Raw genomic sequence first — 23380 nt, 5'->3', positions numbered from 1 at the left:
ATGTAAAATCCTCTCCGTCGGCGCGATCAGAACGTCAGCTTGCGCAACGTGTTGAAGCTGGTGGTGATGTCAGGCAGGTACGGGGCGGGGCACTCGTCGTTCTCGACGTAGAAGTGCTTCACGCCTGCGACGCGGTTCATCTTGAAGATCGCGCCGAAGTCGATCTTGCCTTCACCCACCGCGCACATGCTGCCGTCGGCGCGCTTGTCCTTGACGTGATAGGCGTAGATGCGCCCGGCGTTCTTCCGGATGAGCGTCGCCGGGTCCTGGCCTGCGGTGATCGCCCAGAACAGGTCGATCTCCAGCTTCACCAGCGCCGGGTCGGTTTCCTTGAGGAGGCGATCGTAGAGCGACACGCCGCCGGGCTTCACGGTGAATTCGAAATCGTGGTTGTGATAGGCAAACGCCAGCCCGACCTTCTTCAGATCGCGCGCGAAGCGATTGAAGTCCTTGAGCGCCGTGTTCCAGGCGGCCTCGTTGCGATGCTGGTCCGTCATGTACGGCAGGATGATCGTGTCGGCACCCAGCGTCTTGGCCATCTTTACGACGGCGTTGAAGTCGGCGAGCAGCCACTCATAGGGGACGTGGACCGACGGCGCCTTCAGCCCGAGCCGGTCCTGCGTGCGGCGCAATGCGGCATGGTCCATCTTGTCATAGCCGCCACCGCCATATTCGATCTCGCGGTAGCCGATCTTGGCGACCTTCTCGAGCGTGCCCATCGGGTCCGGCCCGAAGATCTCGCGAATGGTATAGAGCTGGAGCCCGATCGCGCCGAGCTGCGCGGCCTGGGCCGAGACCCCGAACAGCCCGAGCGCGGCGAGGCCGCCGGCACCGGCGAGGACGTTGCGACGGTTGGCGATCATGAGGAATAGACCTTGTTGACGTTGGAATAGGGGAAGGCGCCATCATAGCTGCCGGGGACGGGCAGATATTCGCGCTCCTGCGTGATGCCGATCTCCGACGTATAATAGCCGGCGATCACCATCTGGCGGAACGGTCCGAAGAAGGCGGCGCCGCCGGGGAACTTGTCGTCCATCGCCAGCGTCAGCAGCGCGTCATACTGCGCTGGAGTGAGCTGGTTGCCGGCCTTCTTGTAATCGGCCTGCGCGCGGGCCGCGACCGCGTCGAGCCCGGCGATGATCGGTACGCGATCCTCGGGGGTCGACCAGTCGGCGAGCAGCTTTTCGATATATTCCGGCACCCCCGCAGCGACCGCGCCCGGCGTGTCGGTGGTCGGGATCACCCGGTCGCTGAGCGCGCTCATCAGCGCGCGCTGCGCCGGCGTGAACACCTGCGTGCTCGGCGGTCCCTCGCTGATGACGGGGATGCCGCCACCCTTTGCCGCCGCGGCGGTCGCCGCGCGTGCCAGCGGCGCGTACAAGGACGCCCCGAACATGGCGGCGATGCCGCCCAAGGCTTGTCGTCTGTCGATCACTCACCCTCTCCCGTAATGCTGATGCTGCGCCGGCTCATGCCGCGTCGATCGCGCGGTAAGCAGCGATCAGTCGCTCCTCGCCCATGCGTCCCGCCTGCGATGTGCCATGTTCCATGCCGATGACGCCGCGGTAGCGACGCTCGCGCAGGAAGCGCACGATGTTGTTGAAATTGACTTCGCCGGTCCCGGGCTCCTTGCGGCCGGGATTGTCGCCGAACTGGATATAGCCGACCTCGTCCCAGATCATGCCGAGCGAACGGATCAGATTTCCGGACTGGATCTGCTCATGATAGCAATCGGCGAGTACCTTGACCGCCGGGCTGTTCACGCCGCGCGCCACCGCATAGCCGGCCGCAAACGAGCGCATATAGACGTTGGGATGGTCGGTGCGCGTGTTGAGCGGCTCCATAACCAAGGCCAGATCGTGCGGGGCGAGGATGTCGCCCGCGCGGCGCATTAGGTCGATGACGCGCCCGGTCTGGATCTCGATCGGCACCTTGGGGTCGACGAAGCCGGTGACGACGGTCATGTGCTTGGCGTTCAGGCGCTTGGCGACCTCGACCGAGGCACGCACGTCGGCGAGAAATGCCTCACGCTCCGCGCCGTCGTCACTGCCGAAGATCGGGCGGAACGCAGACCATTTCGGCATCGACGCGACGAACACGCCCATCGTCATCCCGCGCTGTTGCAGCGCCTTGGCCATCGCCTCCTGCTCGGCGACGCTGCGGCTGCGCGCCTCATTGTCCTCCCAGGCGCGGAAGCCCTGATCGGCGGCGAAGGCGATTTGCTCCAGCCTGTCGCCGCGGCTCGCGAAGCTGCCCTCATGCGGGGCGTAGTTGAGCGAGAAGGTCGCGGCGTTGCTCATGCGCGCCTGTCCTTGCGCCGACGACGACAGCGCCGCCGCAGCGGCTCCTGCCAGAACCGTGCGGCGCGAGGGGGTCATGCCGCGGCGACCGTCGCGCGGCGGCGGCGTTCGGACAGCCAGATCGCGCCGAACACGAACAGCAGCACGATCGGCACCAGCGCGAGCTTCGCGAACGATTGCGACGCCGCAGCGTCCTCGACCTGCCGCAGCGCCTCACCGGTCAGTTGCTTGAAGGCGTCCGGCCCGCCCGCGAGCCGCACCTTCGCCTCGTCGAACATCCCCCCGAGCGCCGGGAGCACGAAGAAGCTGGCAAGCGCGCCTGCCGATCCGACCAGCCCCAGCGCCCAGGCTCCACCGCGCGGATAGCGCTCGGCAACCGAGGCGAGCATCGTCGGCCACATCGCGCACACGCCCAACCCCCAGACGGTCGAGGCGACCAGCGCCGCGACCGGCGACTGCGCGCGCGACAGCAGGAACAGCCCGATCGCGGCGAGCAGGCTGGAGATCCACAGCAGCCCCGGATTGGAGAGCTTGCCCGCCAAGCGCCCCGCGAAGTGGCGGAACACGAACATCAGTGCGCTGACATAGACGAGCAGCAGGATGCCACGCATCCCGACACGGTTGGTGAGCGCGACGTCGAGCCACTGGCCCGGTGCCAGTTCCGACGAGGCGGTCAGGAACATCGCGCCGAACCACACGAAGAAGCTCGGACGACGGAACACTTCGCCGATCATCGTGCCGAAGCTCTCGCCCTCCACCGCCGCGGGGGCAGGCGGGAAGGTGGTGGTCGCACCGATGATGACGACGCCGATCGCGGGCAGGAAGACCAGCCCCATGATCGCCTGCCACGGCAGCACGTTGGCGAGGAACACGCCCGCGAGTCCGCCGATGATGAGCCCGCCCGGATACCAGGCGTGGAGCACGTTGAGCCGGTGCGTGGTCTCGTCAGGATAGAGACGCGCGGTCAGCGGGTTGATCGACGATTCGGCCAGACCCCAGCCGATACCGCTGAGCATCATGCCCAGCCAGACCAGCGAATAGATCGTCATGCCAGTCGCGATCGCACCTGCGCCGACGATCAAGGCGGTGCCGAGAATGAAGCAGATGCCCGACCCAATCACGATCCGCTTCGCGCCGATCTTGTCGAGCAACGCGCTGGCGACGAACAGAGTGATGGCAAAGCCGAGGAACGCCGAGCCGAGCGCTGCGCCGATCAGCTCACCGGCCTGTACCGGGGCGATCGGATCGATCCACTCCGCCTTGAGGCTGCTCGCGATCGCCGCACGCAGCGAGGCGCTGACCGCCGCGGTGGTCAGCGCGAGTACGCTCAGCCAGAATAATCGGGACCGATGCTGCCCCGTAAATGCCGCTGCCTCTGTCTGCACCCTCTACCCCTTTACCGCACGATTCTTTTATCTGATTTTTACAGTCTGGCCGATCAGTCGAGCCCGAGCAAGCGCCGGTTCGCAGCCGGATCGGACCCGCCTGCGAAATCGTCGAAGGCACGTTCGGGACGACGGATCATGTGCGCGGCGATGAACGGAGCGCCTTCGCGTGCGCCGTCCTCGGGATGCTTCAGGCAGCATTCCCATTCGAGCACCGCCCAGCCGGCATAGCCATATTGCGTCAGCTTCGAGAAGATCCCGCCGAAGTCGACCTGCCCGTCGCCGAGCGAGCGGAAGCGGCCCGGACGATCGACCCAGTCCGAATAGCTCCCGTACACGCCTGCCTTGCCGGTCGGGTTGAACTCCGCGTCCTTGACGTGGAACATGCGGATCCGGTCATGGTAGAAGTCGATGAACTGGAGATAGTCCATCGCCTGCAGCACGAAGTGGCTGGGATCGTAGAGAATATTGGCGCGCTTGTGCCCGCCGACCGCGTCGAGGAACCGCTCGAAGGTGGTGCCGTCGTGCAGGTCCTCGCCGGGATGCAGCTCGAAGCAAAGGTCGATGCCCTCGTTCTCGAACGCGTCGAGGATCGGGGTCCAGCGTTTGCCGAGTTCGGCGAAGGCGTCCTCGACCATTCCTGCCGGGCGTTGCGGCCACGGATACACGAATGGCCACGCGAAAGCGCCCGAGAAGGTGGCATGCGCGTCGAGCCCGAGCCGGCGGCTCGCCTTGGCGGCGAGCTTGAGCTGGTCGACCGCCCACGCCTGCCGCTCGGCCGGCTTGCCGCGCAGTTCCTCCGGCGCGAAGACATCGAAGGCGGTGTCGTACGCGGGGTGGACCGCGACGAGCTGGCCTTGCAGGTGGGTCGACAATTCGGTGATCGCGACGCCCGCCTCGCGGCAGCGGCCGACCAGCTCGTCGGCATAATCCTGGCTCTCGGCAGCGAGTTTCAGGTCCATGCACCGCTCGTCGCGGGTCGGGATCTGCACGCCTTCGTAACCGGCGTCGGCCATCCAGCGCGCGGCATTGTCGAGCGTGTCGAACGGCGCGGCGTCACCCATGAACTGCGCGAGGAAGACGCCCGGGCCGCGCATGGTGCCGCCGCCGCTCACTTGGTGGTCTCGGACTTCAGATAGGCGATGATCGCGGCGCGCTTGGCGGGATCCGGGGTCGAGATCGGCATCCGGGTGCCCGGCACCTTCTTCTGCGGCGCGGCGAGATATTCGTTAAGCGACGCGTCGGTCCACTTCAGCTGCGCCTTCTTGAAGGCCGCCGAATAGTTGAAGCCCGGCGCGGAGGCCGGTGGGCGCGTGAACAGGCCGGCAAGATTCGGTCCGATGCTGTTGCGCTCGCCCTTATGGAGCGTGTGGCACGCCTTGCACGCCGCGAACGCCTGCTGGCCATTCTGTTGCGCAGGCGCAGGGGCCGAAACCGCAAGCGCAGCCACGGCGACGATCGGGGCGGCGATTAGGCCGGCGATCAATTTCATCGCATCTCTCCAAACCCAGTTAGGCAAAGCCAATTTGATTGCCGCCAGTTTACCGCTAAACCGGGCGATAGCAAGGCGGCTGACGTTACGGTCTTCGTAATGCCGGTATGCGGATGACGGGAGGATGAATGGCGCGGGTAGAACCACTTAAGCTTGGGATGGTCGGTGGCGGCGAAGGCGCGTTCATCGGCGCGGTCCACCGGATGGCGGCGGGCGTTGACGGCGACTGGCGGCTGGTCGCGGGCGCGTTCAGTACCGACGCGGGGCGCAATACGCGCACCGGCGAGCTGCTCGGTCTCGATGCGGGACGCGTCTACGGCTCGATTGATGAGCTGCTTTCGGCCGAGCGTGCCCTGCCGGAGGGCGAACGAATCGACGCGGTGGCGATCGTGACACCGAATCACCTGCATGCACCGATGTCGATCGCGGCGCTCGACGCGGGCTTCCACGTCATCTGCGAGAAGCCGATGTCGCTGAACCTCGAAGAGGCGCAGGCGATCGCCGCGGCGACCGAGCGGAGCGGACGGCATTACGCGCTGGCCTTCACCTACAGCGGCTATCCGATGGTCGAGGAAGCGCGCGCGCGGGTGGCGTGCGGCGACTTCGGCGCGATCCGGCTGGTACAGGTCGAATATTCGCAGGGCTGGCTGAGCAGCGCGCTGGACCGCGAGGGCAATCGCCAGGCCGAATGGCGCACCGACCCGGCACGCGCCGGGCTGGGCGGCTGTCTGGGCGATATCGGCACCCACGCCTTCCAGCTCGCCGAACATGTCAGCGGGCTGCGCGTCGACACGCTGTGCGCCGACCTGACGACGCATGTGCCTGGGCGGCGCCTCGACGATGACGTCAGCGTGCTGTTGCGATTCGACGGCGGCGCACGCGGCGTGCTGAAGGCGACGCAGGTGGCGGCGGGCGACGAGAACGGCCTGCGGCTGCGCATCCACGGTGAGAAGGGCGGGCTCGACTGGGCACAGATGGAGCCCAATACGCTGACGCTGCGCTGGCTCGACAAGCCGGGCGAGATCGTGCGCACCGGCGGACCGGGACTGGCCGATACGACGCTGGGCCGCATCCGCACGCCGGCCGGACACCCGGAAGGTTATATCGAGGCGTTCGCGAATCTCTATCGCGCGGTCGCGGCGACGATCCGCGGCGGCGATACGGTCGCCGAGCGCGGCGCGGCGGCATGGTTCCCGGGCACGGGCGACGGTGTGCGGACGATGGCGTTCGTCGAGGCGGTGGTCGCCAATGCCGGGTCGGATCAGAAGTGGAGCGGGTTGGCGGAGTGACACTAGCTCCGTTCGTGCTGAGGAATGGCTGAGCCGGTCGACGTCTTGTCTCGGAGGGCACGCGCAACAAGCGTGCTTCGAGACGGCATTTCGGCTTCGCTCAATGCCTCCTCAGCACGAACGGAATGGGTGAAGCCTAACGGCTACCGCACCACCTTCGGCAGGATCGCGTCGAGCAGGATCATGCCCGCCTCGGTGACGCGCAGGCGATTGCCATCATGGACGATCAGCTCGGGCAGCGCGGCGATCGCGGGGAGATCGACGATGTCCTCGACACGCATCCCGGCCGCCGCCGCGATCCCCGCCACGTCGACGCCCTCGCGCAGCCGTAGCCCCATCAGCAACGCCTCGCTGACGCGGGTCGGCGCGTCGAGCGGTTCCTCGCTTTCCAGGCCGTGACCGTTGCGCGCCACGGCGGCGAGCCAGTTCTCAGGCTTCTTGCGCCGGAAGGTCGCGAGATGATCGCGTCGCCCGTGTGCGCCGGGGCCGATCCCGGCGTAATCACGGTAACGCCAGTAAGCGAGATTGTGGCGGCTCTCCGCACCCGGCCGGGCGTGGTTGGAGATTTCGTAGGCGGGCAGCCCCGCCGCAGCGGTGCGTGCGCGGGTCAGCTCGAAGAGGTCGGCGGCACTGTCACCATCGGGGATCGTCAATCGCCCTGCCGCCGCCTCGGTGGCGAAGCGCGTGCCGGGCTCGATCGTCAGTTGATAGAGCGACAGATGCTCGGTGCCGAACGACAGCGCGCGCGCCAGCTCGGCATCCCATGCGTCGAGCGGCTGACCGGGGCGCGCGTAGATCAGGTCGAAGCTGACGCGCGCGAAATGGCGTTGCGCCACGTCGAGCGCCCCGAGCCCCTCTTCGACGCCATGTGCGCGGCCGAGGAAATGCAGCGCTTCGTCGTCGAGCGCCTGTAGCCCGAGCGAGACGCGATTGACCCCCGCCGCGGCGAGATCGGCGAAGCGCGCCGCCTCGACCGAGGACGGGTTCGCCTCCAGCGTGATCTCTACGTCGCCGACCGGCGTCCATGCCTTCGTCGCAGCCTCGATCAGCGCCGCGACCGTGGCGGGCGGCATCAGCGAGGGCGTGCCGCCGCCGAAGAAGATCGACCCCAGCCGTCGGCCCGGCAGCAACGCCGCTTCGTGCGCAAGGTCGGCGAGCAGGGCTTCATGCCACTCCGCCTCGTCGACCGTCGCGCGGACATGGCTGTTGAAGTCGCAATAGGGGCATTTGGACACGCAGAACGGCCAGTGGATGTACAGCGCGAGCGGTGCAGCGGCGCGCGCGGCGCGATCCCGTGCAGCGGCATCGCGGGAAACGTGGTCGATCAGGTGCATGGTCGCGTGCATATGGCGGTTCGTCCCGGCAAAGGCCACCGCCGCCATTTCGGGCCGCTAATCTATGTTGCCGTTTATGCCGGTCTTTTGCCAATCGGTGCGCGATGCTTGTTCGCTGGTTCGTCACGCTGCTGCTCGCCCTGACCGTCGCCGCGCCCGGTTTTGGCGCCGGAGTCGAGTGGCGGTCGCGGCGTGTGGCGGCGGTGCGGGACGGATCGTTGCTCCAGCGCGCAATGCTCGACGGGCACAATCGCGCGCGCCGCGCGGTGGGGCTGCCGCCGCTGTCGTGGAGCCCGACGCTGGCGGCGGCGGCAGACCAGCATGCGCAGGAACTGGCGCGCGCCGGTCGCCTGTTCCACGCCGAGCAATCCGTGGCGGGCGCGCGGCAGGGGGAAAACCTGTTTGCGGGCACGCGTGGCGGATATGATTACGGTGAAATGGTCCGGTACTGGATCGACGAGCGCCGCCATTTCCGCAACCGTCCCAGCCCGCGTTTCAGCCGCACCGGCCGCTGGCAGGATGCGGCGCATTATGCCCAGATCGTGTGGCGCGACACCACCGAGCTTGGATGCGCGCTGGAGAGCGGGGAAGCGGAGGATTTTCTGGTTTGCCGTTACAATCCTGGGGGTGAGATCGCCGGGCGGCGGCCGTATTAGTTCAGGGGCGAGGCTGACGGCGTGCCGACGCATGCTTTCGCTCACGTGAACGACACTCTTGCGAAAGCCCGACCGTCATGCCGGACCTGTTACGGCATCATGATCGCACGCAACCGACCCATGTTCGTCATTGCTTCGCTGCGCTCGCAATGACGACTCCTGTTCGAGACAGGTCATGGCGCTGCAACGGTGGCTGGCAGCGGGTGATCAACCCCCGCCTGCGAACGAATACGGCGGTGATCATTCGAACACGCGACACAGGTCGTGAGACCGTGAGGCGGCGGGTCGCACGCGACTTGTTTGGATCGCAATGCCGCCCGCGCGGTTATCGCCCGCAATGACCCAGCGAAACGATCACCCGTGGTGGGAAAGCGGCACCGTCTACCAAATCTATCCGCGCTCCTTTCAGGACAGCGACGGGGACGGCGTCGGCGACCTTGCCGGGATCGAGCGGCGGCTCGATCATGTCGCATCGCTCGGCGTCGACGCGATCTGGCTGTCGCCGATCTTTCCCTCGCCGATGGCCGACTTCGGCTATGACGTTGCCGATTATTGCGGCGTCGCGCCGTTGTTCGGCGATCTGGCGGCGTTCGACCGGTTGCTGGCGGCAGTGCATGCGCGCGGGCTCAAGCTGCTGCTCGATTTCGTCCCCAACCACAGTTCGGACCAGCATCCGTGGTTCGTGGAGAGCCGGTCGGGCCGGGATAGTTCGAAGCGCGACTGGTACATCTGGCGCGATCCCGCGCCCGACGGCGGACCGCCCAACAATTGGATCAGCGATTTCGGCGGGTCGGCGTGGGAATATGACGCGGCGAGCGGGCAATATTACCTGCACGCCTTTCTGAAGCAGCAACCCGACCTCAACTGGCGCAACCCCGCGCTGAAGGCGGCGATGCTGGATGCGATGCGCTTCTGGTTCGATCGCGGCGTGGACGGGTTCCGGATCGACGTGCTGTGGCATATCGTCAAGGCGAAGGGCTTTCCCGACAATCCGGTGAACCCTTATTGGCGGCCGGGGATCACCGAACGCGACCGGTTGATCCAGCAGCATTCGACCGACCAGCCCGAGGCGCATGCGATCGCCGCCGAGATGCGCGCGCTGGCCGACGATTATGGCGCCAAGGGGCAGGGGCGCGTGCTGATCGGCGAGATCTTCCTGCCCAACGATCGCCACGCGCGCTGGTATGGCACGCGCGAGCGGCCGCAGGTGCAGCTGCCGTTCAATTTCCAGTTGATCGAGAATGCGTGGGACGCCGCGACGCTGCGCACGATGATCGCCGCCTACGAAGCGAGCCTGCCGGCGCATGGCTGGCCGAACTGGGTGATCGGCAGCCATGACGCGCCACGGATCGCCGCGCGCGTCGGCGAGGCGCAGGCGCGGGTCGCGGCGATGCTGCTGCTGACGTTGCGCGGGACGCCGACCTTGTATCAGGGCGACGAGCTGGGGATCGGGCAGGTCGAGATCCCGGCCGATCGCGTGCGCGACCCGCAGGAATTGCGCCAACCGGGGATCGGAATCGGGCGTGACCGGTCGCGAACGCCGATGCCGTGGGATGGTTCGGCCTTCGCCGGCTTCTCGACGGTCGAGCCGTGGCTGCCGCTCAATCCGGATTGGCCGACGCGCAATGTCGCCGCGCAGGAGCAGGACGCCGGGTCGATGCTGACGCTGTACCGACGCTTGCTGGCGTTGCGTCGGGAGCGGGCGGCATTGTCGGTCGGCGACTTCCGGTTGCTCGATGCGGCCGACGGGATGCTGGCATATGAGCGGCGGCAGGGCGGCGAGGTGCTGCGCGTGGCGCTGAACTTGACGGGCGAGGCGCGTCCGCTGCCGTTCGGGGGCGAGATGTTGGTGTCGACGCTGCATGACGGTCCGAGCGATCATTTGCGGGCGGACGAAGGCGTGATCTTCGGGTAACCGTACCCCGGCGACGGCCGGAAGGCCGGTCGCGGGTGGCTCGTGCTATACCATGCGGTCACCCAACTGGACCCCGGCGTTCGCCGGGGAACGACGAACGCATGACAGGAACATCACGCATGAAGATCGCCATGCTCGCCCCGATCGCGTGGCGGACACCGCCGCGTCACTACGGGCCGTGGGAGCTGGTCACGCATCTGCTGACCGAGGCGTTGGTCGAGCGCGGAGTCGACGTCACCTTGTTCGCGACGCTGGACAGCCTGACCAGCGCGACACTCGACGGCGTGGTGCCCGCGCCTTATTCCGAGGACCCGAGCATCGACGCGAAGGTCTGGGAATATCGCCACCTCAGCCATGTGTTCGCGCAGGCCGAGCGGTTCGACCTGATCCACAACCAGGCCGATTTCCCGGCACATGCCTTCGCGCCGCTGGTCGATACGCCGGTGGTGACGACGATCCACGGCTTCTCGTCGGATCGCATCCTGCCGATGTACGCGCCGTTCCACGACCGCGTGCACTATGTCGCGATCAGCGAGGCCGATCGGCACCCCGCGCTGCGTTATGCCGCGACGATCCACCATGGCATTCCGCTCGACGATTTCCGCTTCGATGCCGTGGGCGGCGACGACCTGTTGTTCTTCGGGCGGCTCCATCCCGACAAGGGCGCGGCCGAGGCGATCGCGGCGGCGCGGGCGACGGGGCGGGCGCTGAACCTCTATGGGATCGTGCAGGACCAGGGCTATCACGACCGCGCGGTCGCACCCGCGCTGGATGAACGCATCCGCTATCACGGCGCGGTCGGCGGCGAAGCGCGGGTGGCGGCGCTCGGCAAGGCGCGGGCGCTGCTCCACCTCATCAACTTCGACGAGCCGTTCGGCTTGTCGGTGATCGAGGCGATGGCGTGCGGGACGCCGGTGATCGCGACCCGCCGCGGCTCGATGCCCGAACTGATCGCGGACGGCGTCACCGGCTTTCTGGTCGACACGCCAGCGGAAGCGGTGGCGGCGATCGAGCGCGCGGGCGAGATCGACCGTGCCGCCTGCCGTCGTGCGGTGGCCGAGCGGTTCAGCGTCGCGCGGATGGCGGACGATTATATCGCGCTCTACCGGCGCATTCTCGGCTGATCGCGCCTATCTTTGATCGCATGACCCCGACGACCGAGAAGCGCGCTACGCTGTACCGGATGGTGATGCCGACGCACACCTGCCCTTATGGTGTGAAGGCCAGGGACCTGTTGCGGCGGCGCGGCTATGCGGTGGACGACCATTGGCTGCGGACCCGCGAGGAAACCGACGCCTTCAAGGCCGAGCACGGCGTGAAGACGACGCCGCAGACGTTCATCGCGGGCGAGCGGGTCGGCGGCTATGACGATCTGCGCCGCTTCTTCGGCGTGCGCGTGCCGGCGCCCGGCGAGACGAGCTACCGCCCGGTGCTGGCGGTGTTCGCGATGGCCGCGCTGATGGCGCTGGCCGCGAGCATGGCGGCGTTCGGCACGCCGCTGACGCTTCGCGCGGGGGAGTGGTTCATCTCGTTCAGCATGTGCATGCTGGCATTGCTGAAGTTGCAGGATGTCGAGACGTTCTCGACGATGTTCCTCAACTACGACCTGCTGGCGAAGCGCTGGGTGCGCTACGGCTATGTCTATCCGTTCGCGGAGGGGCTGGCGGGGGTGTTGATGACCGCGCACGTCGCGGACTGGCTGTCGGTGCCGGTCGCGCTGTTCATCGGGACCGTCGGCGCGGTGTCGGTGGTCAAGGCCGTCTATATCGACCGGCGCGAGCTGAAATGCGCGTGCGTCGGCGGCGCGACGCGGGTGCCGCTGGGGTTCGTGTCGCTGACCGAGAATGTGATGATGATCGCGATGGCGGTGTGGATGGCGGCGTCCTAGCCGTCACAAATGGCGCTTGCCGAGCTTTCGCGCGAGCGTGCGGCGGTGCATCCCGAGCCGCCGCGCGGCTTCCGACACGTTGAACCCGCAATCCGCGAGCGTCTGGTGGATATGCTCCCATTCGAGCGTGCGCAGCGAGGTTGGGGGCGCGACGAGTTCGACGCTGGCATCGCCTTCACCGCCGGCCTGGAACGCCGCCTCGATATCGTCGGAATTGGCCGGCTTCGACAAATAGTTGGTCGCGCCCAGCTTCACCGCCTCGACCGCGGTGGCGATGCTGGCGAAGCCGGTCAGCACCACGATCCGCATCTGCGCGTCGCGCGCATGGAGCCGCGCGACGCAGGTCAGCCCGGAGGCGTTGCCGAGCCGCAGGTCGACCACCGCATGATCCGGCTGCAGCGCATCCACCGCCGCGTCGAGATCGTCGGGATCGGTGATCGCGCGCACCTGATAGCCGCGCCGCTCGAACGAGCGTGCCAGCGTGCGCGCGAACACTTCGTCATCCTCGACGATCAGCAGCCGCCGCTCGCTCATGCGCCTTCCTCCGGGATCGAGATCGCCGCGATCGGCAGCGTCAGCGTCACCTCGCCGCCGCCACCGTCGCGATTGCGCGCCGACACGGTGCCGCCGAGCGTGCGCAACACATTGACCGCCAGGAACAATCCCAGCCCCGCGCCGCGTCGCGTCTTGGTGCTCATATAAGGCTTGCCGAGCCCGTCGAGGATCGCGGGCGCGAACCCGCGCCCATCGTCGCGGACCGAGAGCACCAGCCGGTCGCCGTCCCACCACGCGCATAGCGCGATCGTGCGCCCGCCCGCCTCCAGCGCATTGTCGAGCAGGTTGGTGATCGTCTGCGCCAGCGCCTTGTCGGCGACGATCCGCGGGTCGCCGGTCATCAGATGTTCGTAGGCGGCGGCGACCTGCGTCTTGCCGCGCCAATCACCGACGATCCCCGACAGGAAGGTCTTGAGCGTGGTGCGGACCGGCCCCATTCCGCGCACTTCGCCCGAGGCGAGCAGCACCTGGCTGAGGATGTCCTTGCAGCGGGTTACCTCGGTACGCATGTCGTCGAGGTCGGCGAGCAGCGCGGGAGAGTCGGCGATCGCAGGTTCGCGCCGCCAGTCGCCCAGCATCACCGCGATCGACGACAAGGGCGTGCCGAGTTCGTGCGCCGCGCCGCTGGCGAGCAACCCCATGCGGACGATATGTTCTTCCTCCGCGGCGCGCTGGCGCAAGGCGGCAAGCCGCGCGTCATGTTCGGAGACGTTGCGGACGATCCGCGTCACGAACAGCGCGAGCAAGGTGGCGGTGAGCGTAAAATTGAACCAGCTGCCGGCGATATAGGGCGTCGACAGCGTCGAGGCCCAGCCGCGCGGCAAGGCGAACGGCGGCGCGGCGTGCGCGAGCCACGCGAACAAGGCGCTGCTGAGCGCGACCATCGCCCAGCTCGCATGATCGCGCAGCAGCAGTGCGGCGATCACGACCTGGAGCAGGAACAGCGTGACGAACGGGTTGGTGACGCCACCGCTGAGATAGAGCTGTGTCGTCAGGCAAGCGACGTCGACCAGCAGCGTCGCGAACAACGCACCATAAGTGATCGGCCGCCGCCCGACGATCTGCGCAATGGCGAGGTTGAGCGCGACGAGCACGGCGACCGCGCCGAGCATCGGCACCAGCGGCAGGTGCACGCCGACGACGAAGTGGACGAACAGGATGGTCGCGAGCTGCCCGCCCACCGCCAGCCAGCGCAGGATCGATAACAGTCGCACGTTGCGCCGCCCGGCGTCCTCGCGCAGCCCGGTCCCGGCGATGATGTCAGATGCGGGCATGCCGGGCCTATACGGCGGATCGGGTGGGGTGCGCTATGCCAAGGTGAGGGCGGGGTTTGAGAAGGATCGGTGACGGGGACAGCGGGAGCAGATTGCGGCGACCGCTTAGCCCACTGTCATCCGCCTTGAGCCTTTTCCCGTCGTCACCCCGGCGAAAGCCGGGGGCAGGTGGGAAGGTCAGTGAAATGAAGCGCAGCGGGCATCATCAGCGTCCCCCAACTGGGCCCCGGCTTTCGCCGGGGAAGCGTTTCAGCTTCGATGGATCAAGATTTGGAGCGCGATGACATCGTGCCGCACCGTGGTCGTCATTGCGAGCGAAGCGAAGCAATCCAGGGCGTCCTGGTCCGGCTCTGGATTGCTTCGCTTTGCTCGCAATGACGAACGTTGGCCTCATCGAGGCCGGATCGACATTCAGGACTTCCCTGCCGCCTCGTCGACGTTCTGAGCTGAACAAATCGCGTCATCGTCGCCACTGCCCGATCACAGGCGCGTGCTGTTGCCGGGGCTTCAGGCGGCCTCCGTCCGCTCGCGCCCGCGTGCGATCCGCCATGCAGCGAATGCCATCATCACCGCCAGCGTGAACCATGTCAGCGCATAGACGAGATGGTTGTTGCGGAAGCGCACCACCGTCAGGCCCCCGCGCGGCCATTGCGTGCCGGGTAGCGCCTCGGCGTCGATGAAATAGGGCGCGACCTGGCCCAGCCGGCGCGCGCGAGCGATGGCGGCCGTGTCGCGCGAATACCAGCGGTCGTCGGCAGGATCGTTATCGCGGAGGAAGCCGCCGTCGGGCTCGGTGACGCGCAGCAGGCCGGTGATGCGCGCCGGGCCGCTCGGCGCGGTGATCGCCTTGCGATCGCCAGTCGGAACGAAGCCGCGGTTGACGAGGATCGTGCCGCCCGCGGTATCGAGCGGGGAGAGGACCCAGTAACCCGCGCCGAAATCGGTGACGGCCTGGGTGAACACCGGTGGCGCGGCGCGCCAGGTGCCGGTGGCGGTGATGGGGGCATAGGCGTCGTCGTCGGTGATCGTCGCCCAGCGGGCGCGGGGCGGGGCCGGTTGGGCCGGAGCGGCGAGCCGCGCCTCGACCCGGTCGATCAGCGCGAGCTTCCACGCGCGCCGTTCGACCTGCCACACGCCGAGCCCCGCCAGCATCGCCGCGAGCAGCAGCGCGACGCCGGCAAGGGCCCAGCGTCCGCGCATCACATGCCGCCGCTCGACATCTCTCCGCCCATGCCCGGCATCATGTTGAGGTTCATGTGGTACATGACCCACAGGGAGCCGGAGATCACGATCAGCACGATGATCGCGGTGAAGATCAGCGCCAGCATCGTCCAGCCGTTCTCGGACTTGGTGTTCATGTGCAGGAAGTAGATCATGTGGACCACGATCTGCACCATCGCCAGCGCCATCACGATCCCGGCGGTGATCCGCGGATCGGAGATGACCCCGCTCATCACCAGCCCGAAGGCCGGCGCGGTCAGCAGCACCGAGAGGATGAAGCCGATCCAATATTCGCGGCGCGAACCGTGCGGCGCGCCGCCGTGATGATCGTGCGCGTCATGGTGGCCCTGCCCATGGCCATGCGCGGAATCGTGGCCGTGGCCGTGCGTATCGGCGCTCATCAGCGGAGCACTCCCAGCAGATAGACGAAGGTGAAGACGCCGATCCAGATGACGTCGAGGAAGTGCCAGAACAGCGACAGGCACTGCAGACGGCGGACATTGGCCGGCTCCAGCCCGCGGCGCGCGACCTGCACCATCAGCGTCACCAGCCAGATGATGCCGAAGGTGACGTGCAGCCCGTGCGTGCCGACCAGCGTGAAGAACGACGACAGGAACGCCGAGCGCCACGGGCCTGCGCCTTCGTGGATCAGGTTGCTGAATTCATACAGCTCGATCGACAGGAACGCCGCGCCGAACACGCCGGTGATGGCCAGCCAGCGCAAGGTCGCGGCCTTGTTCTGCGCGTCGGCGTTGATCATCGCGAAGCCATAGGTGATCGACGACAGCAGCAGCGCGGTCGTGTTCACCGCCACCAGCGGCAGTTCGAACAGCTCCTTCGGCCCCGGCCCGCCGGCATAGCTGCCGCCGTATACGCCATAGGCCGCGAACAGCATCGCGAAGATGAGGCAGTCGCTCATCAGGTACAGCCAGAAGCCCAGCATCGTGCTGGCGCCGGGCGGATGCTCGTGCTCGTCCAGATCGTAATAGGACGGGGCCGCGGTGCCCGGGGCGGTCTGCGTCGTCGTGCTCATCGTGCTCACACCCCCGCCTGCTGGAGCGCGCGGGTGCGCGCATCCTCGCTGTTGACGACATCCTCGGCGGGAATGTGGAAGTCGCGGTCATAGTTGAAGGTGTGCCCGATCGCGGTCGCGATCAGCGCGACGAACGCCACCGTCGCCAGCCACCAGATGTACCAGATCATCGCCACGCCGAAGACCGTCGACAGCCCGGCCAGGATGACGCCGGCGCCGGTGTTCTTGGGCATGTGGATCGCGCGGAAGCCGCTGGTCGGACGCTCGGCCTTCTTCGACTTCATGTCGTGCCAGGCGTCCAGATCGTGGACGACCGGCGAGAAGGCGAAATTATAGGCCGGCGGCGGCGACGAGGTCGCCCATTCCAGCGTGCGGCCGTTCCACGGATCGCCCGTGAAGTCGCGCAGGCGCTCGCTGTTGCGGTCGCGAATGCTGACGTAGAATTGCATCAGCATGGCACCGATCCCGGCGGCGATGATCAGCGCGCCGATCGCGGCGATCACGAACCAGATCTGGAGCGACGGGTCTTCGAAGGCGCGCAGGCGGCGGGTAACGCCCATCAGCCCCAGCACGTAGAGCGGGGTGAACGCGACCCAGAAGCCGACGACCCAGCACCAGAAGCTGATCGTGCCCCAGAACTTGTCGAGCTTGAACCCGAAGGCCTTGGGCCACCAGTAATTCACGCCCGCGAACATCCCGAACAGCACGCCGCCGATGATGACGTTGTGGAAGTGCGCGATCAGGAACAGCGAGTTGTGGAACTGGAAGTCGGCCGGCGGGACCGCGAGCATGACGCCGGTCATGCCGCCGACCACGAAGGTCAGCATGAAGGCGATCGCCCACATCATCGGCAGTTCGAAGCGGATCCGCCCACGATACATCGTGAACAGCCAGTTGAAGATCTTCGCGCCCGTCGGGATCGAAATGATCATCGTCGTGATGCCGAAGAAGCTGTTGACGCTGGCGCCCGAGCCCATCGTGAAGAAGTGGTGCAGCCACACCAGATACGACAGGATGCAGATGACGATCAGCGCGTAGACCATCGACGTATAACCGAACAGCCGCTTGCCCGAGAAGGTCGAGACGACTTCCGAGAACACGCCGAACGCCGGCAGGATCAGGATGTACACCTCCGGGTGGCCCCAGATCCAGATCATGTTCACGTACATCATCGGATTGCCCCCGCCGGTGTTCGTGAAGAAGTTGGTGCCGACGTAGCGGTCGAGGCTGAGCATCGCCAGCACCGCGGTGAGCACCGGGAAGGCCGCGACGATCAGGACGTTGGTGACCAGCGCCGACCAGGTGAAGATCGGCATCTGCATCAGGCTCATGCCCGGCGCGCGCATCTTGATGATCGTCGCCAGCAGGTTGACGCCGGACAACAGCGTGCCGACGCCGGCGATCTGCAGCGCCCAGATATAATAGTCGACGCCGACATCGGGCGAGTAATCGAGCCCCGACAAAGGTGCCATCGCCAGCCAGCCGGTCCGCGCGAACTCACCGACGAACAGGCTCATCATCACCGTGACCGCGCCGCTGACCGTCATCCAGAAGCTGAAATTGTTCAGGAACGGGAAGCTGACGTCGCGCGCACCGATCTGGAGCGGGACGACATAGTTCATGAGCCCCGTGACGAACGGCATCGCCACGAAGAAGATCATGATGACGCCGTGTGCGGTGAAGACCTGGTCATAATGGTGCGCGGGCAGGAAGCCCTCGCTGCCGTTGAACGCCACCGCCTGCTGCGCGCGCATCATCAACGCGTCCGCAAAGCCGCGCAGGAACATGATCAGCGCCAGCACGATGTACATGATGCCGATCTTCTTGTGATCGACGCTGGTGAACCACTCCTTCCAGAGATAGCCCCACAGCTTGAAATAGGTCAGCGCACCCAGCACCGCGGCGCCGCCGATCGCGACCATGATGAAGGTCCCGACCAGGATCGGCTCGTGGATCGGAAAGCTCTCGAGCGTCAGCCGCCCGAAGATCGTCTTGATGAGGTCGTCCGACATAATGTCCTCAAGCCTCCTTGGAGGCGTTGGCGCGCGGCAGCGCGGGAATTTCGAGCTTGGTCATGTCGCGGTTCCCCGCCCCCGGATCGGTCGAGCCCGGCGCCGAACCCTGCGGCGCGGTCGAGTGCGGGCTGTCGCCCTTTTGCGACGGATCGCGGGTCAGCGCGCCTTCCGGCTCGTCGGTGCGCTGCGGTCGATCGTTCACCGCCGGGCCGGCATGCGACATGTTTTCCATGCAGCTGGTGCCCGGCTTCGTGCACATCGCGACGATGCGCTTGAACAAGGCCGGGTCGACCGTGCCGAAGCCGATCGGACGAACCTTCTCGCTCGGCTTCGAAAGCTTGAGATAGGCGGCATTGTCGAGCTGCCAGCGGTTGCGCTTCACGCCCGCGACCCAGTCGTCGAAGCGCGCCGGGCTGACCGAATGCGTCCAGAAGGTCATGTGCGAGAAGCCGGCGCCGGAATAATTGCCCGAACGGCCCTCGAACTTGCCGGTGCGGTTCAGCACGCCGTGCAGCACCGTCTCCATCCCCGGCATCGTGTAGATCATGCCCGCCATCGCCGGCACCCACAAAGCGTTCATCACGCTCGACGAGGTCATCGTGAACTTGACCGGGCGATCGACCGGCACGACCAGCTCGTTGACCGTCGCGACGCCCTGTTCGGGGTAGATGAACAGCCACTTCCAGTCGAGCGCGACGACCTGCACCTCCAGCGGCTTGACGTTCGCCGCCACCGGTTTGCCCGGCGCGGTGCGCGCGAGCGGCCGATACGGGTCGAGCGTGTGCGTGCCGACCCAGGTCAGCGCGCCGAGCGCGATGATGATGAGCAGCGGCGCGGACCAGATCACCAGCTCGAGCCCGGTCGAGTGATCCCAGTCGGGCTCGTAGCTCGCCTCGGTGTTCGACTCGCGATACCGCCACGCGAAGACCACCACCAGCGCCATGACCGGCACGATGATCAGCAGCATCAGCACGACCGACCACACGATCAAATTGGATTCCTGCACCGCAACATCACCGGCGGGACGCATCACGACGGTGTTGCACCCGCCGAGCAGGGCCAGCGCGGCCGCCGCAGCAAGGTGACGGACGAAAGGCGTTCGGCCGGACGCTGGTCGGGTGAAACGACGGGGGGCGGGGCGACGGGTCATGCCGCGCGAGCTAGGCTTTGCTGCGGCGCAGCGGAATAGGACATTTTGTCCCATCCACGCGGCGAATGGTTTAGGGTAGGGCTCCGCCGGAAACCGTCCGTCCGATCGATCGGGAATGAATATGGCCACCGCTTCGTCCACATCGCTAGAGCAGGATGCTCGCGCCCTTCATAGCAAAGGGGATCACGATGTGCGCCCCGGTGAAATCGCGATCGGCGTCATTATCGGGCGCACGTCGGAATTCTTCGACTTCTTCGTCTATGCCATCGCCTCGGTGCTCGTCTTTCCGGCGGTGGTCTTCCCGTACATGCAGCCGATCGCGGCCACCCTCTGGTCGTTCGCGCTATTCCCGCTGGCGTTCATCGCACGGCCGATCGGGACGCAGATCTTCATGAAGCTCGACCGCCGCTACGGCCGCGGCACCAAGCTGACGATCGCTCTCTTCCTGCTCGGCACCTCGACCGTGCTGGTCGCCTTCCTGCCCGGCTATGCCACGATCGGCAGCTGGTCGGCGGCGTTGCTGGCGCTGTTCCGCGTCGGGCAGGGGATCGCCTTGGGCGGTGCATGGGACGGGTTGCCGTCGCTGCTCGCGCTCAATGCGCCGGAGAAGAAGCGCGGCTGGTGGGCGATGGTCCCGCAGCTCGGCGCGCCGCTCGGGCTGATCGTGGCGAGCGCGTTGTTCGCCTTCTTCCTGTCGGTGTTGCCGGCCGAGGACTTCATCTCCTGGGGCTGGCGCTATCCGTTCTTCGTCGCCTTCGCGCTCAACGTCGTGGCCTTGTTCGCGCGGCTGCGGATCGTCGTCACGCCCGAATATAGCGAGCTGTTCCATACCCGCGAGCTGACCCCGTCGCGCGTCACCGCCACCGTCAAGGCACAGTGGCGCAACATCATCATCGGCGCGTTCGCGCCGCTGGCGAGCTTCGCGCTGTTCCACATGGTGACCGTGTTCCCGCTGTCGTGGGTGGCGCTCTACACCCGCGAGGACATCTCGACCTTCCTGATGATCGAGGTGCTGGGCGGCGTGGTCGGGTTGGGCGCGATCGTGTTGTCGGGGTTGCTTGCCGACCGGATCGGCCGCCGCAGCGTGCTCGGCTATACCGCGGCCGGTATCGCGGCGTTCAGCGGTTTCGCGCCGCAGCTGCTCGGCGGCGGACGCGCGGGCGAGATCCTGTTCATGGTGATGGGATTCCTGCTGCTCGGCATCTCGTTCGGCCAGTCGTCGGGCGCGGTGACCAGCAACTTCCCGAAGCGCGCGCGCTACACCGGTGCGGCGCTGACGTCGGACCTGGCATGGCTGTTCGGCGCAGGCTTCGCGCCACTGGCGGCGCTCGCGCTGACACAGGCGTTCGGGCTGGTCGCGGCGGGCGGCTATCTGCTGTCGGGTGCGCTCGGCACGCTGATCGCGCTGGGGCTGAACGTGGAGCTGGCGCGCCGACTCGATTGAGGCGCGGCGGTTTCGGCCACGAAAAAGGGCGGGCGCGGTGGAGACCGCGGCTCGCCCTTTTTGTTTGCCCGTGCCCTTGCCCGCTTCGTCATCCCCGCGAAGGCGGGGATCCAGACGCGCGGGTCTTTCGATAGAGGCGCCACGTCAGAGGTTCTGGATTCCCGCCTCCGCGGGAATGACGGAGGAGTTGGTGGCGGGGCTCGTCAGTCCGGCTTCTTCGCCACGCCGACCAGCGCGGGGCGGAGCAGGCGGTCCTTGATCATCCAGCCCGACTGCATTTCCTGCACGACCGTCCCCGCCGGCTGATCGCTCGGCATCTCGACCATCGCCTGATGCTTGTTCGGGTCGAGCGGCTGGCCCATCGCCTCGATCTTGGTCAGCCCGTGGCGACCGAAGACGTTGGCCAGTTCGCGGCCGGTCGCTTCCAGCCCAGTGACCAGCCCCTTGAACTTCTCGTCCTCGCGGAGGCTTGCCGGGATTGCGGCGAGCGCGCGCTCGAGGTTGTCGGCGACCGACAGCACGTCGCGCGCGAAGCCGGTCGCGGCATAGGCGCGTGCGTCGGCAGCGTCCTTTTCGGCGCGGCGGCGGACGTTCTGGATATCGGCCTGCGCATAGAGCGTCTCCTGCCGCGCGGTGGCCAGTTGCTCCTCCAGCTCCGCGATGCGGGCGGTCGTGGTATCGTGTTCCGCGACCTCGGGAGCGGCCTCGGCGGTGGTGTCGCGCAGGTCGTCGGCGGGGGTAGCGTTGTCGGTCATATCCGTCCTGTTCTTCTACGTCGGAAAGCCGCGCCTCACCCGAGCAACCGGGTAAGCGTCGCGGCCGTGAAATCCACCATGGGCACGACGCGCGCGTAGTTCAACCGCGTCGGCCCGATCACGCCCACCACACCGACCACGCGCCCGTCGCGTCCGCGGAACGGTTTCGCGATCACCGACGAGCCACTGAGCGTGAACAATTTGTTCTCCGCGCCGATGAAGATGCGGGTCGCATCGCCAGCGCGTGCCGAGTCGAGCAGCGCGGCGACTTCCTGCTTGCCGTCGAGATCGTCGAGCAGCGCGCGCACCCGTTCCAGGTCGGCAGTCGCCGCATCGTCGAGCAGCCGCCCATGGCCGCGCACGATCAGCACCGGGCGGCGTGCGCCGTCTTCGCTCCACACCGCAAGCCCGCGCTCGACCAGCGCGCGCGCCGCGGCGTCCAGTGCCGAGCGTCCTTGCGACAGCTCGCGCTCCAGGCGCGCGCGCGCTTCGCCCAGCGTCAGCCCGGCAAGGGTCGCGGTCATGAAATTGCCCGCCTCGACCAGCGCGCCCGGCGCGACACCTGCCGGCACATCGATGACGCGATTCTCGACCGCGCCATCCTCACCGACCAGCACCGCCAGTGCCTGCACCGGGCCGAGCGGGACAAAGCCGATCGAGCGCAACACGGCCTCGCGCTTCGGAACCATCACCAGTCCGGCGCAGGCCGACAGGCCGGACAGCGCGGCGGTCGTGGCGGCCAGCGCTTCCTCGACTGGGCCGCCGGTGCCGGCACGCGCCTCGATCTGCTGGCGTTCCTCGTCACTCGGCTCATGCGCCTGCATCATCCCGTCGACGAACAGCCGAAGCCCGCGCTCGGTCGGCATCCGCCCCGCCGACGTGTGCGGCGCGGTGAGCAGCCCGGCCATCTCCAGCTGCGCGAGCACGCCGCGGATCGAGGCCGGCGACAGGTTGAGCCCGGCCTGTGCGAGCGTCCGCGACCCGACCGGCTGCCCGCTCTCCAGATAGCCGTCGACGACGCGCCGGAAAATGTCGCGGGCGCGATCGGTCAGCTCGGAGATGGGCAGCGAACCACTCACGGGTCCGATGTATGCGCCTGCGCCGCGCGGCTCAACCTCCCGCGCCTTCATCTTTCCGCAACCAGCGGCAGGCAAGGCGAAGATCGGGGAAGATCAACGATGTACGACGTCTCATTCGACCATGACGCGCACCTGCTGGCGATCCGCTGGCACCGGATCTTCACGCCCGACGAGGTGGTGACCTACACCCGAGATGTGATGCGGCGCTTTCTGGTGGAGGGCTTCCGGCCCGGATACCGGTTGCTGATCGACATGAGCGCATGTGGCCCGCAATCGCAGGAGACGCTGGCGGCGCTGGCTCAGCATATGGGGCCGTTTCCCAAGGCCAGCCGGATCGCGATCGTGGCGGTCGGGGCGGTGCTGCGCGGGCAGGTGCGGCGGGTGATGACGCAATCGTATTTGCGCTTGTTCGATGACGCCGCCGTGGCGAGGGGGTGGGTGGTGGAGTAATCCGCGCCGTCGTCCTTGCGTGGGCAGAGGTTTATCGCGACTTCGTTCGGGCGTTCGGGCTGACACAGATGCCGTGGTCGCCGTGATTGGCCGCTCGCGACACTTTAGAGCCATGGGCCCCTGCCTGCGCAGGGGCGACGGCGTT

The 23380-nt window shown here is 67.1% G+C and carries 23 protein-coding genes; 7 read left to right on the top strand and 16 right to left on the bottom strand.

The annotated features are described in order from the left end of the window. Window positions 1-26: 26 nt before the first annotated feature. The 6 genes from QP166_RS15565 to QP166_RS15540 are packed head-to-tail and all read right to left on the bottom strand — an operon-like array spanning window position 27 to window position 5177. Entirely contained in the window at window positions 27-863 is an 837-nt protein-coding gene (locus QP166_RS15565; protein WP_333916730.1) for a sugar phosphate isomerase/epimerase family protein, read from the bottom strand. Continuing rightward, entirely contained in the window at window positions 860-1435 is a 576-nt protein-coding gene (locus QP166_RS15560) for a gluconate 2-dehydrogenase subunit 3 family protein (RefSeq protein ID WP_333916729.1), read from the bottom strand. Before QP166_RS15560 ends, QP166_RS15565 begins: the two co-directional genes overlap by 4 nt. Before the next feature lie 34 nt (window positions 1436-1469). After that, window positions 1470-2378 carry a hydroxypyruvate isomerase family protein gene (locus QP166_RS15555; RefSeq protein ID WP_333916728.1) on the bottom strand — a complete coding sequence of 303 codons (909 nt, stop codon included), beginning with the start codon at window positions 2376-2378 and terminating at the stop codon, window positions 1470-1472. Beyond that, entirely contained in the window at window positions 2375-3685 is a 1311-nt protein-coding gene (locus tag QP166_RS15550) for an MFS transporter (RefSeq protein WP_333916727.1), read from the bottom strand. The genes QP166_RS15555 and QP166_RS15550 overlap by 4 nt, the downstream gene beginning before the upstream one ends. 53 nt (window positions 3686-3738) lie before the next feature. Next, a complete protein-coding gene (locus QP166_RS15545) occupies window positions 3739-4782 on the bottom strand; it encodes a sugar phosphate isomerase/epimerase family protein (protein ID WP_333916726.1) in 1044 nt (347 codons plus the stop codon). A gap of 14 nt (window positions 4783-4796) precedes the next feature. Then, window positions 4797-5177, bottom strand: a complete 381-nt coding sequence (locus QP166_RS15540; RefSeq protein ID WP_333916725.1) for a c-type cytochrome — start codon at window positions 5175-5177, stop codon at window positions 4797-4799. A gap of 128 nt (window positions 5178-5305) precedes the next feature. On the opposite strand from QP166_RS15540, the gene QP166_RS15535 reads away from it, so the two are divergent. Continuing rightward, the gene (locus tag QP166_RS15535) at window positions 5306-6466 is read left to right on the top strand and encodes a Gfo/Idh/MocA family protein (protein WP_333916724.1); all 1161 of its coding nucleotides are present in this window, start codon (window positions 5306-5308) and stop codon (window positions 6464-6466) included. Window positions 6467-6609: 143 nt separating this feature from the next. On the opposite strand, the gene hemW is transcribed toward QP166_RS15535, so the two are convergent. Further along, complete coding sequence (gene hemW / locus QP166_RS15530) at window positions 6610-7800, bottom strand: radical SAM family heme chaperone HemW (protein WP_333917362.1); 1191 nt, start codon at window positions 7798-7800, stop codon at window positions 6610-6612. A gap of 104 nt (window positions 7801-7904) precedes the next feature. Between hemW and QP166_RS15525 the strand changes: the two genes are divergently transcribed. The 4 genes from QP166_RS15525 (at window position 7905) to QP166_RS15510 (ending at window position 12259) form a co-directional block, all read left to right on the top strand. After that, window positions 7905-8456 carry a CAP domain-containing protein gene (locus QP166_RS15525; protein ID WP_333916723.1) on the top strand — a complete coding sequence of 184 codons (552 nt, stop codon included), beginning with the start codon at window positions 7905-7907 and terminating at the stop codon, window positions 8454-8456. 337 nt (window positions 8457-8793) lie between these two features. After that, window positions 8794-10371 (top strand): alpha-amylase family glycosyl hydrolase, encoded by a 1578-nt coding sequence (locus QP166_RS15520; RefSeq protein ID WP_333916722.1) that lies wholly within the window; start codon window positions 8794-8796, stop codon window positions 10369-10371. Between the two features lie 119 nt (window positions 10372-10490). Further along, window positions 10491-11495, top strand: a complete 1005-nt coding sequence (locus tag QP166_RS15515; protein WP_333916721.1) for a glycosyltransferase family 4 protein — start codon at window positions 10491-10493, stop codon at window positions 11493-11495. 20 nt (window positions 11496-11515) lie between these two features. Then, a complete protein-coding gene (locus QP166_RS15510) occupies window positions 11516-12259 on the top strand; it encodes a glutaredoxin family protein (RefSeq protein ID WP_333916720.1) in 744 nt (247 codons plus the stop codon). Between the two features lie 3 nt (window positions 12260-12262). Here QP166_RS15510 and QP166_RS15505 read toward each other — a convergent pair whose 3' ends face one another. The 7 genes from QP166_RS15505 to cyoA all read right to left on the bottom strand — a co-directional run bounded on the left by QP166_RS15505 (window position 12263) and on the right by cyoA (window position 19507). Beyond that, window positions 12263-12793, bottom strand: a complete 531-nt coding sequence (locus QP166_RS15505) for a response regulator transcription factor (protein WP_333916719.1) — start codon at window positions 12791-12793, stop codon at window positions 12263-12265. Continuing rightward, the gene (locus QP166_RS15500) at window positions 12790-14088 is read right to left on the bottom strand and encodes an ATP-binding protein (protein WP_333916718.1); all 1299 of its coding nucleotides are present in this window, start codon (window positions 14086-14088) and stop codon (window positions 12790-12792) included. Before QP166_RS15500 ends, QP166_RS15505 begins: the two co-directional genes overlap by 4 nt. 507 nt (window positions 14089-14595) lie before the next feature. Further along, entirely contained in the window at window positions 14596-15288 is a 693-nt protein-coding gene (locus QP166_RS15495) for an SURF1 family protein (protein WP_333916717.1), read from the bottom strand. Beyond that, window positions 15288-15710, bottom strand: coding sequence for a cytochrome o ubiquinol oxidase subunit IV (cyoD, locus tag QP166_RS15490; protein ID WP_333916716.1), 423 nt, complete (start codon window positions 15708-15710; stop codon window positions 15288-15290). The genes QP166_RS15495 and cyoD overlap by 1 nt, the downstream gene beginning before the upstream one ends. Continuing rightward, on the bottom strand, window positions 15710-16342 hold the full coding sequence (cyoC, locus tag QP166_RS15485; protein WP_333916715.1) for a cytochrome o ubiquinol oxidase subunit III: 633 nt from the start codon (window positions 16340-16342) through the stop codon (window positions 15710-15712). The genes cyoD and cyoC overlap by 1 nt, the downstream gene beginning before the upstream one ends. Window positions 16343-16347: 5 nt before the next feature. Next, window positions 16348-18354, bottom strand: a complete 2007-nt coding sequence (cyoB, locus tag QP166_RS15480; protein ID WP_333916714.1) for a cytochrome o ubiquinol oxidase subunit I — start codon at window positions 18352-18354, stop codon at window positions 16348-16350. Between the two features lie 7 nt (window positions 18355-18361). Beyond that, a complete protein-coding gene (gene cyoA / locus QP166_RS15475) occupies window positions 18362-19507 on the bottom strand; it encodes a ubiquinol oxidase subunit II (RefSeq protein WP_333916713.1) in 1146 nt (381 codons plus the stop codon). A 115-nt stretch (window positions 19508-19622) separates the two neighbouring features. Here cyoA and QP166_RS15470 point away from each other — a divergent pair, with 115 nt between their 5' ends. Next, window positions 19623-20951, top strand: a complete 1329-nt coding sequence (locus tag QP166_RS15470) for an MFS transporter (RefSeq protein WP_333916712.1) — start codon at window positions 19623-19625, stop codon at window positions 20949-20951. 203 nt (window positions 20952-21154) lie between these two features. On the opposite strand, the gene grpE is transcribed toward QP166_RS15470, so the two are convergent. Together grpE and hrcA are read right to left on the bottom strand one after the other, a co-directional pair. After that, on the bottom strand, window positions 21155-21706 hold the full coding sequence (grpE, locus tag QP166_RS15465) for a nucleotide exchange factor GrpE (protein WP_333916711.1): 552 nt from the start codon (window positions 21704-21706) through the stop codon (window positions 21155-21157). A gap of 35 nt (window positions 21707-21741) precedes the next feature. Further along, window positions 21742-22767 (bottom strand): heat-inducible transcriptional repressor HrcA, encoded by a 1026-nt coding sequence (hrcA, locus tag QP166_RS15460; protein WP_443027255.1) that lies wholly within the window; start codon window positions 22765-22767, stop codon window positions 21742-21744. Between the two features lie 117 nt (window positions 22768-22884). Here hrcA and QP166_RS15455 point away from each other — a divergent pair, with 117 nt between their 5' ends. Then, window positions 22885-23235 (top strand): STAS/SEC14 domain-containing protein, encoded by a 351-nt coding sequence (locus tag QP166_RS15455; protein ID WP_333916709.1) that lies wholly within the window; start codon window positions 22885-22887, stop codon window positions 23233-23235. The last annotated feature ends 145 nt before the right edge of the window (window positions 23236-23380 follow it).

The sequence above is a fragment of the Sphingomonas sp. LR60 genome, from assembly GCF_036855935.1.
Lineage (GTDB): Bacteria > Pseudomonadota > Alphaproteobacteria > Sphingomonadales > Sphingomonadaceae > Sphingomonas.
The sequence above is the reverse complement of the archived record's forward strand: the minus strand, read 5'-3'. Positions and strand labels throughout refer to the sequence as shown.

Coding starts and splice junctions, on each gene's coding strand:
- QP166_RS15535 (WP_333916724.1), top strand. CDS start 5,306: ATGGCGCGGGTAGAACCACTTAAGCTTGGGATGGTCGGTGGCGGCGAA.
- QP166_RS15565 (WP_333916730.1), bottom strand. CDS start 863: ATGATCGCCAACCGTCGCAACGTCCTCGCCGGTGCCGGCGGCCTCGCC.
- QP166_RS15505 (WP_333916719.1), bottom strand. CDS start 12,793: ATGAGCGAGCGGCGGCTGCTGATCGTCGAGGATGACGAAGTGTTCGCG.
- cyoA (WP_333916713.1), bottom strand. CDS start 19,507: ATGACCCGTCGCCCCGCCCCCCGTCGTTTCACCCGACCAGCGTCCGGC.
- QP166_RS15540 (WP_333916725.1), bottom strand. CDS start 5,177: ATGAAATTGATCGCCGGCCTAATCGCCGCCCCGATCGTCGCCGTGGCT.
- QP166_RS15500 (WP_333916718.1), bottom strand. CDS start 14,088: ATGCCCGCATCTGACATCATCGCCGGGACCGGGCTGCGCGAGGACGCC.
- hemW (WP_333917362.1), bottom strand. CDS start 7,800: ATGCACCTGATCGACCACGTTTCCCGCGATGCCGCTGCACGGGATCGC.
- QP166_RS15455 (WP_333916709.1), top strand. CDS start 22,885: ATGTACGACGTCTCATTCGACCATGACGCGCACCTGCTGGCGATCCGC.
- QP166_RS15555 (WP_333916728.1), bottom strand. CDS start 2,378: ATGACCCCCTCGCGCCGCACGGTTCTGGCAGGAGCCGCTGCGGCGGCG.
- QP166_RS15525 (WP_333916723.1), top strand. CDS start 7,905: ATGCTTGTTCGCTGGTTCGTCACGCTGCTGCTCGCCCTGACCGTCGCC.
- cyoB (WP_333916714.1), bottom strand. CDS start 18,354: ATGTCGGACGACCTCATCAAGACGATCTTCGGGCGGCTGACGCTCGAG.
- grpE (WP_333916711.1), bottom strand. CDS start 21,706: ATGACCGACAACGCTACCCCCGCCGACGACCTGCGCGACACCACCGCC.
- QP166_RS15510 (WP_333916720.1), top strand. CDS start 11,516: ATGACCCCGACGACCGAGAAGCGCGCTACGCTGTACCGGATGGTGATG.
- cyoC (WP_333916715.1), bottom strand. CDS start 16,342: ATGAGCACGACGACGCAGACCGCCCCGGGCACCGCGGCCCCGTCCTAT.
- QP166_RS15470 (WP_333916712.1), top strand. CDS start 19,623: ATGAATATGGCCACCGCTTCGTCCACATCGCTAGAGCAGGATGCTCGC.
- cyoD (WP_333916716.1), bottom strand. CDS start 15,710: ATGAGCGCCGATACGCACGGCCACGGCCACGATTCCGCGCATGGCCAT.
- QP166_RS15545 (WP_333916726.1), bottom strand. CDS start 4,782: ATGCGCGGCCCGGGCGTCTTCCTCGCGCAGTTCATGGGTGACGCCGCG.
- QP166_RS15520 (WP_333916722.1), top strand. CDS start 8,794: ATGACCCAGCGAAACGATCACCCGTGGTGGGAAAGCGGCACCGTCTAC.
- QP166_RS15495 (WP_333916717.1), bottom strand. CDS start 15,288: ATGCGCGGACGCTGGGCCCTTGCCGGCGTCGCGCTGCTGCTCGCGGCG.
- QP166_RS15515 (WP_333916721.1), top strand. CDS start 10,491: ATGAAGATCGCCATGCTCGCCCCGATCGCGTGGCGGACACCGCCGCGT.